Source organism: Streptomyces sp. NPDC025721 (assembly GCF_055558595.1).
Genome location: NZ_JBVHMF010000001.1, coordinates 509,633 through 521,969, shown reverse-complemented (window position 1 = coordinate 521,969; position 12,337 = coordinate 509,633). Strand labels below are relative to the sequence as shown.

9 protein-coding genes are annotated in these 12,337 nt (G+C 71.5%); 6 read left to right on the top strand and 3 right to left on the bottom strand.

Annotation, left to right across the window (positions count from 1 at the left end; genetic code table 11):
- Positions 1-13: 13 nt before the first annotated feature.
- Complete coding sequence (locus tag ACZ4EF_RS02305) at positions 14-694, bottom strand: hypothetical protein (protein ID WP_467502314.1); 681 nt, start codon at positions 692-694, stop codon at positions 14-16.
- 491 nt (positions 695-1,185) lie between these two features.
- On the opposite strand from ACZ4EF_RS02305, the gene ACZ4EF_RS02300 reads away from it, so the two are divergent.
- Positions 1,186-5,724, top strand: coding sequence for an FtsK/SpoIIIE domain-containing protein (locus ACZ4EF_RS02300; protein WP_467502312.1), 4,539 nt, complete (start codon positions 1,186-1,188; stop codon positions 5,722-5,724).
- Positions 5,725-5,763: 39 nt separating this feature from the next.
- On the opposite strand, the gene ACZ4EF_RS02295 is transcribed toward ACZ4EF_RS02300, so the two are convergent.
- Positions 5,764-6,264, bottom strand: a complete 501-nt coding sequence (locus ACZ4EF_RS02295; RefSeq protein WP_391043120.1) for a hypothetical protein — start codon at positions 6,262-6,264, stop codon at positions 5,764-5,766.
- Between the two features lie 287 nt (positions 6,265-6,551).
- Here ACZ4EF_RS02295 and ACZ4EF_RS02290 point away from each other — a divergent pair, with 287 nt between their 5' ends.
- The 5 genes from ACZ4EF_RS02290 to ACZ4EF_RS02270 all read left to right on the top strand — a co-directional run bounded on the left by ACZ4EF_RS02290 (position 6,552) and on the right by ACZ4EF_RS02270 (position 10,983).
- Positions 6,552-6,773: a hypothetical protein gene (locus ACZ4EF_RS02290; protein ID WP_317452509.1), complete on the top strand. Its 222-nt coding sequence runs from the start codon at positions 6,552-6,554 to the stop codon at positions 6,771-6,773.
- 5 nt (positions 6,774-6,778) lie between these two features.
- Entirely contained in the window at positions 6,779-8,122 is a 1,344-nt protein-coding gene (locus ACZ4EF_RS02285; RefSeq protein WP_355337470.1) for a putative T7SS-secreted protein, read from the top strand.
- A 140-nt stretch (positions 8,123-8,262) separates the two neighbouring features.
- On the top strand, positions 8,263-9,144 hold the full coding sequence (locus tag ACZ4EF_RS02280; RefSeq protein ID WP_467502310.1) for a hypothetical protein: 882 nt from the start codon (positions 8,263-8,265) through the stop codon (positions 9,142-9,144).
- Between the two features lie 157 nt (positions 9,145-9,301).
- Positions 9,302-10,195 carry a hypothetical protein gene (locus ACZ4EF_RS02275; RefSeq protein WP_467502308.1) on the top strand — a complete coding sequence of 298 codons (894 nt, stop codon included), beginning with the start codon at positions 9,302-9,304 and terminating at the stop codon, positions 10,193-10,195.
- Positions 10,192-10,983 carry a hypothetical protein gene (locus ACZ4EF_RS02270; RefSeq protein ID WP_467502306.1) on the top strand — a complete coding sequence of 264 codons (792 nt, stop codon included), beginning with the start codon at positions 10,192-10,194 and terminating at the stop codon, positions 10,981-10,983. Before ACZ4EF_RS02275 ends, ACZ4EF_RS02270 begins: the two co-directional genes overlap by 4 nt.
- A gap of 117 nt (positions 10,984-11,100) precedes the next feature.
- Here the strand turns inward: ACZ4EF_RS02270 and ACZ4EF_RS02265 are convergent, their stop codons facing one another.
- Positions 11,101-12,099, bottom strand: coding sequence for an alpha/beta fold hydrolase (locus tag ACZ4EF_RS02265; RefSeq protein WP_467502305.1), 999 nt, complete (start codon positions 12,097-12,099; stop codon positions 11,101-11,103).
- Between the last annotated feature and the right edge of the window lie 238 nt (positions 12,100-12,337).

Genomic DNA, 12,337 nt, shown 5'->3' with positions numbered 1-12,337 from the left:
TTCGCCCGCTCGCTCAGTTCTTGCTGTCGGGCATGAGCACGAGCGCCACTTCGTTCGCCGCGGCGGCGAGGGTGAGTTTGCCCGCGACGGAGGAGTCCGCGATCACGGTGACCAGGGTGTCGCCGCCACCGAGCCCGGAGGAGTCGGACTTCACGGACTTGATGATCAGGCTGTCGCTGATCAGCGTGTTGGCGCTCGCTCCGCCGCTGTCGCCCGAGGAGCCGTTCTGCCCCTTGGCCGCGTCGTTCCCCACCAGATACGCGGCGACGGTGTGGCCGTTGGCGAGACCGTCGGGGAACACGCCCTGCTTGAGGGAGAGTCCGACCAGCGACTTCCCGGCCGGGAGGGCGCTGCTGTTCGTCACCATCTCCTTGACCAGGACGGAGCCTTTGACGATGTTCGTGGACGCCCGGTAGTTCTTCTCCAGGTCGCCGCGCTGCTTCCACAGCACGAAGTTGACCCCGGAGTCGTCGGAGACCATGACCTCGCGGAGCGCGGAGGCGGGAATCCGGTCCCCGACCGGGATGTCCTGGTCGATCTTCACGACCGAGATCTTGTTCCCCGCGCGCATGACCATCACGGTGGCGCCGAGCGCGCCGACGAGAATGAGCAGCACGGCCAGTGCGGCCAACGCGGGTTTGCGTTCCCGCGACACTGTCGGCAGCCGCTCTCCGCCCATCGGCGTCCCATGCATGGGCGCGGATCCGGACTGACGGCTGTTACTGCCGCCGCCCGCAGCGGAACGTTCCCTGGTCCTCACGTCACTGCCCCCGTCGAGCCGGCGTGCTTCTTCGAAATCGGTTGCGTGGGGAGAGACTGCCGCGCTCCTGTCCGGCGACAGCCCGCAGGCCGATGTCAAGTCACCGCACGCTATCAGCGCCTTACAAACACCCTCAAGGCGCATCCCGTGACAAGCGACTCACAGCCTTGCAACAGAACGGAACGGCTTCCGTGACATGCCCACGCTCGGGCCGCACGCTACCCCACCCGCCCCGTCCACCCCTCTTCCCTCCGGCCTGAGGACCACTGTCCCACCCGCGACGGGGGCCGTGTCCAGCCCTGTTCCCGGCCTGTGGATAAACCGGTGCAGGTTATCCACAGGCCCGGCACCTGAGGCCCCACGACCGGCCTCCAGCGGATATCGTCCTGAGAAACCAAGTCGCATCCGGGGGAACGAGGAACGTCGTGCGTCTGTCGTTGACCGTGGTCGACCCGCTCGGCGGGGACCGCGCCGATGTTGTGGTGGAGACCGAGTCCGCGTCGACCGTCGCGGATGTCGCGCGCGAGCTCGGACGGAAAGTCGGCGCAGGCGGCGCGGAGATCATCTCGATCTCCGGCGGCCCCTCGCGCGCGCCCGGCTCGCCCGCGGTGTACGTGGACGGGTACGCGGTGGACCCGAGTTGGTCGGTGGCCCAGTCACCGCTGCGCGAGGGCGCGGTGGTCAGCCTCTACGACCCGGCGGGCTGCCTGCCGGGCGAGCCCGCCGGTGTGGTCGAACTGCGGGTCGCGGGCGGCCCGGACGCGGGCGCGGTCCACCGTCTGGGCATCGGCAAGGTGGAGATCGGGCGCGGTGCCTCGTCCCGGATCCGCATCGACGACTCGGAGTTGGCGGAGCGCGCCGCGGTGCTGACCGTGGGCATGGGCGGCACGTGCCAAGTCACGGTCGGCGGCGACACGAAGGAATGGCCGCTCGGCGACCAGCTCTCCCTCGGCAACAGCCTTCTGGAGCTTGGCCCCTATATCCCGCCGAACGCGGCGCTGCATCCCGGCGAGGACGGGGCGACCTACGACTACAACCGTCCGCCGCGGCTGTCACCGCCCGAGCGGACCACCGTCTTCCGGCTGCCGACCCCGCCGAAAGAGCCGGCCGGACGGCCGCTGCCGTGGCTGATGGCGGTCATGCCGCTGCTCATGGCCGTGATGATGGCCTTCATGATGCACCGCATGATGTACCTGTTCATGGCGGTCGTCAGCCCGATGGTCATGGTCGGCAACCACTTCATGGACAAGAAGAACGGCCGCAAGTCGTACGCGAAGACGGTCACCGAGTTCCGCGAGCGCAAGGAACGCATCGAGCAGGACGCCAACAAGGCGCTCGACCTCGAACGCAAGGACCGGGCCGCGGCCTCGCCCGACCCGGCGACCGTGCTCAACACCGCGACGGGGCCGCGCACCCGGCTGTGGGAGCGGCGGCGCGGCGACGCCGACCACCTGCTGATCAGGGTCGGCACGGCGAAGCTGCCGTCCGAGGTGATCCTGGACGACCCGGAGCAGGAGGAGCACCGCCGCAAGGTCAACTGGGAGATCGACGACGCCCCGGTCGCGGTGGAGTTGCGCAGGCTCGGCGTGATCGGTTTCGCGGCGCCCGGCGACGACGCGCGGGCGATGGGCCGTTGGGCGGTGGCGCAGATGGCGACGCTGAGCAGCCCGATGGATGTGCAGTTCTATGTGCTCACCGAGCAGTCGGGGCAGCAGAGTTGGGACTGGGTGCGGTGGCTGCCGCACTCGCGGCCGACCGACGGGCAGGACGCCAGCGCGCTGCTGGGCACGGACGCCGAGACGGTCGCGGCGCGGGTCGCGGAGCTGACCTCCATTCTGGACGGACGGCAGAAGGCGAAGCAGAAGGCGGGCAGCGCGGCCAATCACGCGGCCTTCTTCAAGGACCCGGACATCGTGGTGATCCTCGACGGGTCGCGGCGGATGCGGTCGCTGCCCGGCGTGGTGCAACTGCTGCGCGAGGGCCCAGGTGTCGGGATGTTCGCCATCTGTCTGGACTCCGAGGAGCGCTTCCTGCCCGGCGAGTGCCAGGCCGTGGTGATTGCGGAGTTCGAGGCGCCCGCCGTGGACGCGACCGTCGCTTCCGTTCCGGAGACCGCCGCGGCGGCCGCGCCCCGGCAGGGCGGCTTTCCCTCGGTGAACGCCTGGTACGCGGGCGCGCAGCAGGCCCAGGCGGTGACGGCGGAACCGGCCTCCGGCGCCTTCCGGTTGCGCGTCGAGCAGGCGGGGGTGGCACGCATCCGCAAGGTGCGGCCCGACCTCGTCTCGCCCGCCTGGTGCTCCCGGCTGGCCCGCTGCCTGTCGCCGATCCGGGACATCAGCGGCGACGCCGAGGACTCCGCGATCCCGTCCGCCAGCCGCCTGTTGGACGTCCTGGAGATCGAGCCGCCGACGGCCGACGCCATCGCCTCGCGCTGGCGGCTGAGTCCGATCTCCACCCAGGCGGTGGTCGGCGAGTCCTACGACGGTCCGTTCGCGATCGACATCCGCAAGGACGGGCCGCACGGCCTGATCGCGGGTACGACCGGTTCGGGTAAGTCGGAGCTGTTGCAGACCATCGTGGCCTCGCTCGCGGTGGCGAACACCCCCGAGGCGATGACGTTCGTGCTCATCGACTACAAGGGCGGCTCGGCGTTCAAGGACTGTGTGCAACTCCCGCACACCGTCGGCATGGTGACCGACCTCGACGCCCACCTGGTGGAGCGCGCGCTGGAGTCGCTGGGCGCGGAGCTGAAGCGGCGCGAGCACATCCTGGCCGAGGCCGGGGCCAAGGACATCGAGGACTACACCGACCTGATGCGGCGCCAGCCCGAGCTGAAGCCGATGCCGCGGCTGCTGATCGTGATCGACGAGTTCGCCTCGATGGTCCGTGAGCTGCCCGACTTCGTCACCGGTCTGGTCAACATCGCCCAGCGAGGCCGTTCGCTGGGCATCCACCTCATCCTCGCCACGCAGCGGCCGAGCGGTGTCGTCTCGCCGGAGATCCGGGCCAACACCAACCTGCGGATAGCGCTGCGCGTCACCGACGGCAGCGAGTCCTCCGACGTCATCGACGCCCCGGACGCGGGCAACATCTCCAAGTCCACTCCGGGCCGCGCCTATGTGCGGCTCGGCGCGACCTCGCTGGTCCCCTTCCAGTCCGGCCGGGTCGGCGGACGGCGGCCGGGCGCGGTCGAGAACGTGACGGTGGCGCCCTGGGTGGGCATCGTCGACTGGTCGCAGCTCGGCCGTTCGGCCCCCCGCCGCCCCGCGGGCGCCAAGGGCGAGGAGGACGAGATCACCGACCTGAAGGTGCTCGTCGAGGCGATCTGCGAGGCCAACGAGCGGATGGCGATCCCGCCGCAGCACAGCCCGTGGCTGCCCGCGCTGCCCGACAGTCTGCTGCTTGACGAGCTGCCGACGCCGGTCGCCGCGGGGGCGCTGCCGCCCGCCGCGTACGGCATCGAGGACCTGCCCGCGCTCCAGGCCCGGCGCCCGGTGGCCATCGACTTCCACACCTTCGGCCACCTGTTGGCGGCGGGCGCCCCGCGCTCCGGCCGCTCCCAACTCCTGCGGACGATCGCGGGCTCGCTAGCCCGTACGCACTCCACCGCGGATCTGCACCTGTACGGCATCGACTGCGGCAACGGCGCGCTGAACGCGCTGACGAAGCTTCCGCACTGCGGCGCGGTCGTGGGCCGTGCGCAGTCGGAGCGGGCGATCCGGCTGATCGGGCGGCTCAAGGCGGAGATGACGCGCCGTCAGGAGCTGCTGGCCGGTGACGGGTTCGCGGACATCGGCGAGCAGCGCGCGGCGGTGACCACCGAGGAGGAGCGGCTGCCGCACATCGTGATCCTGCTCGACCGCTGGGAGGGCTGGACGCCCTCGCTCGGCGAGCTGGACCACGGAGCGCTCAGCGACGAGCTGTTCATGTTCCTGCGGGAGGGCGCCTCGGTCGGCATCCACCTGATCATCACCGGTGACCGCACGCTGATGGCGGGCCGGATCTCCACGCTCACCGAGGACAAGATCGCCTTCCGGCTCGCGGACCGCTCGGACTTCTCGCTGATCTCGGTCAATCCGCGCAAGGTGCCGGACGAGATCCAGCCGGGCCGCGCGTACCGGGCGGAGTCCGGTATCGAGACGCAGGTCGCGCTGCTCACCGACGACTCCACCGGTCAGGGCCAGGCCGCGGCGCTGGCCGCGATCGGCGCCGCCGCCACCGAGCGGGACGCGGCACTGCCCAGGGCGCGGCGGCCGTTCCGGGTGGACGTGCTGCCCTCGCGGCTGTCGTTCGCCGACGCGTGGGAGATGCGCGACACCGACGCGGCGCGCAATCCGCTGTGGGCGCTCGTCGGCGTCGGCGGCGACGAACTCACCGGCTACGGGCCGAACCTGTCCGACGGCCTGCCCGCGTTCGTCATCGGCGGCCCCGGCAAGTCGGGCCGCTCGACGCTGCTGCTCACCCTCGCGCGCAGCTATCAGCAGCAGGGCGTGAAGCTGGTCGTCGCGGCTCCCCGTCCGTCGCCGCTGCGTGAACTGGCGGGCGCCGAAGGGGTGTTGCGGATGTACACCGACAGCGACATACCCGCCGACGACCTGGGCAAGGCGCTGGAGGAGGCCGAGGGCGGCCCGGTGGTCGTCATGGCCGACGACGCGGAGCTGCTGCGCGACTGTGACGCCAAGGATGTGCTGAAGGAGATCATCGCCCGCGGTTCCGACCACGGCCGGGCCGTGGTCATCGCGGGCGGCGAGGAGGATATCTGCTCGGGCTTCTCCGGCTGGCAGGTCGACGCCAAGAAGGCGCGCCGCGGTGTGCTGCTCTCGCCGCAGCAGACCATGAGCGGTGAACTGATCGGTACTCGGCTGAGCCGCAGCAGCGTCGGCGGGCAGGTCACGCCGGGCCGGGCTCTGCTCCACCTCGGCGACGGTGAGCCGCTGACGGTGACGGTGCCGCTGACCACCTGAGCGACCGCCGTGGAGACCGGCGGCCTGACGGGCCGCCGGTCAGCTGCTCGGCAGTCCCGTGCGGGAGAAGGTGTCGGTCGGGCCACCGGTCCAGCGCACGGTGAGGGTCTTGCCGTCACCGGTCAGTTCGCCGCGGCCGGAGGTGCGTTCCTTGTCGCCGTCCATGCAGGTCAGCGTCAGGCCGAGGCCGTCGCGGTCGGTGTAGGTGCCGCCGCACAGATGACTGCTGGTCAGCCCGGCCTTGCCCTTGCCGAGGACGAGTTGGACCTTCGTCGAGCCCTGCGTCGCCAGCCAGACGCCCTCGACGCCCTGCGTCGAGTCGCCGCCGACGACGGAGGAGGCGGTGGGACTGCCCGACGCGCCCGGCTCGGCCGACATGCTCGCCGCCGTGCCCGGAGTGCCGGTCGCGGACGCGCTCGCGCTCGCGGGCGGCGCCTTCTTCGCCTCGTTCCCGCCGCCACTGCCGCACCCGCTCACAGCGAGTGCGGTGACGACCGCCACCGCGGCGATTCCCGCTCCCGTGGACGTACGACGAAGCACCTGAACTCCCCCATGTCGCTGTCTGGACCCGGCGTCGGCAAGCTACCAGCAGGTCCCCGAAGCAGGCGTGGGTGAATCGGCGCACACACGCGACTGCCACAGGACCGTGACCAGTGGGCCATCGACGGCCCGCATACGCCTAATAGAGTAGGGGCCCTGAGATCCGCACGCGGCCCGCGGAATCTTACGTAATGCCGAGAAAGGGTTGATTTTCCATGGGGGACTTGCAGATCAACGGGACGGTGATGGGGGACTTGCGAAAGACGTTCTCCACCATTGCGGACCGAATGGACACGGTGAGCCGGGCGATGGGCAATGCCAACGGCGAGTCGGTCGGCGCGCCCAAGCTGATAGACGACGTCCACGACTTCGCCGACGACTGGCACTACGGCATCAAGCAGATCGGCCAGCACGCCGACACCGCGGTCCACATGATCGACCAGATCGGCAAGACCTTCGACGACGCCGACCTGCAACTCGCCAACTCCCTCAAGACCGGCGGGAAGTGACGGGCGTGACGCGCAGCTTTCCGCATCTGGGCTTCGACCCCACGCCCGGGGACGTCGAGCGCACCCGCTCACTGGCCCGGCAGATCGGTGATGTGCACACCGAGTTGAGCACCACGGTCTCCGAACTGGGCCGGCTCGACTGCGGTTACTGGAAGGGCGAGGCCGCCAGGGCCTTCATTTCTCACATCGACAGCGATGTCACCCCGTTGATCAAGAAGGCGCACGACTCCTTCGGCCGCGCGTCCAGCGCGCTGGGCCGCTGGGCCGAGCAGCTCCACGGCTTCCAGGCGGAGGCCGACACGCTGGAGCGGGAGGCCGCCACCAAGCAGGGCACGCTCGACCACGCGAAGACCGCGGCGGGCATCCCCACGGACAACAGCGTTCCGCACCCGCAGCCTCAGGCGTCCCCCGACCCGGACCCGGCTGCCGCCGCCGACGCGAAGAAGAAGCAGCAGGCCGTCACCGACGCGAACAACGCGCTGGACGGCGTGCGCCACCGCGCGGAAGAGCTGCACAACCGTTTCACCAGCGCCGCCAACGCGATCAGCCACGACCTGGACAAGGCCGGTGACATCGCCCCGGACAAGCCGGGCCTGTTCAGCCGCATGGTGCACGGCATCGAGGACGCCTGGAACGACACGATCCAGTGGGTCAAGGACCACGCCGACATGATCAAACTCATCGGCGACCTGCTCAGCGACCTCAGCGGCCTCCTCGGCGTACTGGCCATCATCACCGCGCCCTTCGAGCCGCTGGGCGCGATCTTCGCCGCCGCGGCCGTCGTCACCAGCGCCGCCGCGCTGATCACCCACCTGATCGCCATGGCCGCGGGCGCCGACGTGAGCTGGATCAGCATCGGCTTCGACGCGCTGGGCGCGATACCCGGAATCGGCGCCTTCGCCAAGGGCGCCAAGGTCGCCGACGGAGCCATCGCCGCCACCCGCGCCGCCGAACTCGGCGAGGGATTCCGCGGAGTCACCACCATCAGCCGGAACTTCGTCGGCAAAGCGGGCGATTTCATCGCCGGCGGCAAGCAGATAAAGCTGTTCAAGAACGTCACGCTGGAGTTCGGCGGCCTCAAGACCGCCGGGCAGGTCATCTCCGACGGCAAGATCATCAATCGTATGCAGACGGTTTCCGAGCAGCTTTACCACGGTGGCCAGTTGATCGGTACGAAGGGCATCAAGATGGTCACCGGCGGCCGGGTGGCGATCGACGCGATGGGCAACGTGGGCCGCTCCATCGACGTGGGGCTCAAGCTCGCGCCGAAGCTCTACTCGATCCCGCAGCACATCGGCGAGGCCGTCCACCTCGGCGACCGCTTCGACCGGGCGGCCACCGCCAACTGACGACCGGCGCCGACCGGCGACCGCGTACGGTCGTATCCGCACGGCCGCCGCACGAGGACTCCACGGCGACGTCGACAGCGACTCAGCACAGCGACCCCGCACAGCGACTCCGCTCAGAGCCGACCGAAAGGCGCACGACGATGGACTGGTTCCCGGATCAGGACGAATCCACGCTGGTACGTACGCCGATCCGTTTCGCCACCGGTTACGCGCATCCGGTGGCGGGCTCGCGGTGGTTCCGGGACACCGAGCGGCGCGACATCCAGGCGGAGCTGCCGGGCTGGCCCGCCGGGCCGGAGTACACCCTGCACTCCAAGACGACGCAGAAGGTCGACCGGGTCGGCGGCGGGCTGCTCGGCGGCATCGTGACCGCGCTGCATGTCGCCGTCGAGGCGGTGACCGGCGGCAACTCGGTGCAGGTCGGCGGGGCGTCGCGGTCGGCGCCGCAGGACCCGGCGAACGAGTCCGAGGACTTCCCGGTGATGTGGGCCGCGCCGGGGACCGTCGCGCGTACCGTGCCGTGGCAGTTGGACCCCGCGCGCAGCCCGGAGCGCACCCGCGTGGACGCGGTCGTCACCGAACGCCGCTTCCTGCTGCTGGGCGTCGGGCCCGACCTCACGGCGTCCGCCACCGTCCTGTGGGAGACGCCCCGCGAGTCGGTGGGCGGCGCCGAGCAGTTGGCGTTCAGCGAGGGCGGGCACGATGTGCGCGTCACCTTCACCGACGGGTCGTGGGTACGGCTGTCCACCGGAGCGGCCGACAAATTCGCCGGGGTGCTGGCCGAGCGGCGCAAGCCGCTGCCCGAGTCCGAACTGACCGCGGGACAGCGCGAGCGGCTGGCCCGTTTCGTCGGCGAACTGCCCGCTGCGGCGCAGCCGCCGCGCGCCTTCCGGCTGGCCAGCGGCACCGTCCTCGTCGAGTCCCAGGTCCCGGCGAAGGTCGGCAAGGGGCTGTTCGAGACCCACTCCGTCATCATGGGCGAGTCCGGCGAACCGGCCCGCCCGCAGCCTGGCGACCTCTGACCCCGACGGTCCTCGGCCGCCGTCCGAAGCCCCACCGCCCGAAGCCCAACCGCCCAACGCCCAGCCGTCCAACGCCCCGCTGTCCAAGGCCCCGACACCCGACGCCCCGACTCCCCTTGACGACCTCTGCCGTCCAGAACCTCTAGGCGAGACCACCATGACGACTCCCCCTCCGGACGCCACCACCCCGGAAACCCCCGCCGCGGCGGGCCCGACAGCCGCGGCGGACGACACCGGCCTCGAACTCCAGGCCGTCGAGATGTCGGACGTCCCCCCGCTGTCCTTCGTCGTCCCCGAGTCCTTCCACGGACTGCCGATCGCGGCCACCCCCGAGGAGCGCGCCGCGCTCGCCGAGGAGTTCGTACGGGAGATGTACCCGGAGGGCAACGACGACCTGTGGACGCCCGCCGCCCCGTACTACGCGGCGCTCGGCGAGGCGATGGGCGACCGGGGACTCGCGTACTCCGCGATGGGCCTGTTCTCCATCGACGAGGGCATAGCCCACTGCTCCTTCACTGTCGCCGCGATCGCCTCCGACCACCCCTCCCCCGAGGTCGCCGCGCTCGGCATCCGGGAGATCCTGGTCCGCGAGGAGACCAACGACGCCCGCTGGCTCGACCTGCCCTGCGGCCCCGCCGTCTCCTGCGTGACCCTGCGCGAATACGTCATCGGCGCCGAACTCACCGCCAGCGGCGAAGAGGTCAAGCTCCAGATGGGCCAGGTGCAGGTGTACGTGCCCTTCCCCACCGGCCCCTACACCGCGGTCTTCACCCTGGACACCGCGGCCGTCAACTACTGGGGCGAGTTCAGCGAGCTGACGATGGCCATCCTGCGCAGCGTCAGCTTCGCGGACGACGACGGCACCGTCGGCGACGGCACCGCAACGGCATCCGCGGCCGAGGACGGACCCGCAAGCGGGAACGGGAACGGGAACGGCCAGACCGTGACGCCGACCGGCCCCGGCGCAAGCACGGGCGCCGACACGGGCACGGGCCCCGGCACCGGCACTGGCACAGCCACCGGCACGACCTCACCGCAGGCCGACCGATGACGGCGCCGCTTCCCGGCACGCCCCAGGACCCGGAAGCGGCCGGACCCCCCACCGGACTCCCCACCGGACCCCCCACCGGATTCGCCCGCGTGTGGGAAGCGGGCCGGATCGGCTCCCCGACCCGCGGCGCCGCCTGGGCACGCTGCGCCGTCACCCTGCTGTTCACCGTGCTCGCCACCGTCGCGGTCGCGATCGGCTGGTCGCACGCCACCTACGCGGGCTCCTTCGCCGTGGCGGGCGTCGCCCTGATCGTGGTGACCGCCTCGGTCACCATGGTGCTGACGCTGTACTGGCTGCACGGCTCCATCGGTCAGGTCATGTGCGGTTTCCTCCTTCTGCTCTTCTGCATGTTCGTCGGTGGTTACGCCGTCTCCAGCGCGCTGTTCGCGGCGCGCGGTGAGGTGTCCACCGGTGTGATCACCGAGTACACGAACCGCACGACGCTGCGTACGTCCTGGGAGTCGTGCCGGGTCCGGCTGGACAGCGGCGCCATGGTGGACCGGGAGATCCGCTGCGACCGGGCGTCGGTCGGCAAGCACGTCACCGTGACGCAGGACCCCTCCGGCATCGCCGCCCCCGCGTTCGGCGACCGCACGGACGGCTCGCCGGTCCTCTCCGGCTTCGTCGGCGGCGCCTTCCTCCTGCTCGTCCTCACGATCGTGCGCGCCACCGCCGTCGGTGAGCGCTACCGGCTGACCGGCGCCGCCAGCCCCGCCGAGGGCCCGAACCCCGGCTACTACCCGCGTCGGCTGGCCTCCCCCGACTACGGCTCCCGCGCCTCCGCCTGACCGACCGCCGACGCCTGCCCCACCGGCTGGGAGGCCGGGCGGCACCGCGGCCACCACCGCCTCCCGACCGGCACCCGCGACCCGCCGCCGGACGAACGCCCCCCGTACGCCCCGGCCTCAGCGGCTCTCCGCAGTCTGCGGCTCCGCCAGCGCGCCCCGCAGGAAGCCCTCGACCGCCTCGCACCACGCGTCGGGCTGGTCCCACGGGACGAGGTGACCGGCGTCCGGGATCTCCGCGTAACTGCCCCGGGGCAGCACCCGGACCATCTCCTGGGCCTCCGCGCGGCCCAGCTCGCCGTCGAGACCGCGGACGACGAGGGCGGGGCAGCCGACCCGCGCCAGCTCGTCCCAGTGGGCGTCACGTATCCAGGGGTCGCGGGAGCGCAGCAGATGGCGGGGCGCATAGAGCGGGCGCCAGCCGTCGCCCCGCTCCTCCATGACCTCGGCGAAGAAGTCGCCCCTGGCCGGATTCGGCGGATCGGCCCACGGGTCCTCCACGCCGAACCACCGGCGCGCGTCGGCGAGCGTGTCGAAGGGCAGCGGCCAGGACCGCGTCCAGTCCTCCCACTCGCGCTGCCCGGCCTCGCCGAGCGCCGCCGCGCGCATGTCGCAGATGACCACCGCGGCCACGAGGTCGGGACGGCTCGCGGCGACCTGCCAGGCGGTGAGCGCCCCCATGGAGTGGCCGACCAGGGTGACCGGGCCGAGGTCGAGCTGTTCGACGGCGGCGACGGCGTCCGCCACGTACGCCTCCGGGGTGTACGGGCCCTCCGGCTTCGCGCTGCGTCCGTGGCCGCGCTGGTCGAGGGCGACGGCCCGGTAGCGCGAGGAGAGACGGCGGGCGGTCGGCGCCCAGTGCGAGGCGCGGCCGAGCAGGCCGTGCAGGAGGAGCACGCCGGGACGCCGGGCACCGGATTCGGGACCGGGCCCGGGACCGGCTCCGGAAGGGGAAGGGGAGTCACCAGCGGAACGGGAAGCGGAACCGGCACCGGAATCCACCTCGGCCGCGTAATCCCAGGCTGCGAGCCGGGCCCCGTCGGCCCCGATCACCTCGGTGCGCCGGGTCGTATGCCGCGTCGTGTGCCGAGCCGCCTGCCGCGTCGCGTGGCCGGCCATGTGCCCCACCCCCTTCCGTCGATCTCGTCCGTCCGGCCGCACGCTCGCGGCCGGCTCGTCCAGGACCCCCACGCTATCGAACTTTTATTCGAACAAGCTCGTCCCGCGCCCAACACCGCTCTTTCGAGTGACAACGCTCAAGGATTGGCGGCTCAGGCCGAGGGGAGGACTTCTGCGGGGCGCGGCACGCAGGGGAAGCGGGCCGCGGGAGGCACTCGGGAGGCTCGGGGTCCCGGGT

Excerpts from the sequence above, each read along its gene's own strand:
- ACZ4EF_RS02305 (WP_467502314.1), bottom strand. The coding sequence starts at position 694 with ATGCATGGGACGCCGATGGGCGGAGAGCGGCTGCCGACAGTGTCGCGG.
- ACZ4EF_RS02290 (WP_317452509.1), top strand. The coding sequence starts at position 6,552 with ATGGACACGGTGAGCCGGGCGATGGGCAATGCCAACGGCGAGTCGGTC.
- ACZ4EF_RS02280 (WP_467502310.1), top strand. The coding sequence starts at position 8,263 with ATGGACTGGTTCCCGGATCAGGACGAATCCACGCTGGTACGTACGCCG.
- ACZ4EF_RS02275 (WP_467502308.1), top strand. The coding sequence starts at position 9,302 with ATGACGACTCCCCCTCCGGACGCCACCACCCCGGAAACCCCCGCCGCG.
- ACZ4EF_RS02270 (WP_467502306.1), top strand. The coding sequence starts at position 10,192 with ATGACGGCGCCGCTTCCCGGCACGCCCCAGGACCCGGAAGCGGCCGGA.
- ACZ4EF_RS02265 (WP_467502305.1), bottom strand. The coding sequence starts at position 12,099 with ATGGCCGGCCACGCGACGCGGCAGGCGGCTCGGCACACGACGCGGCAT.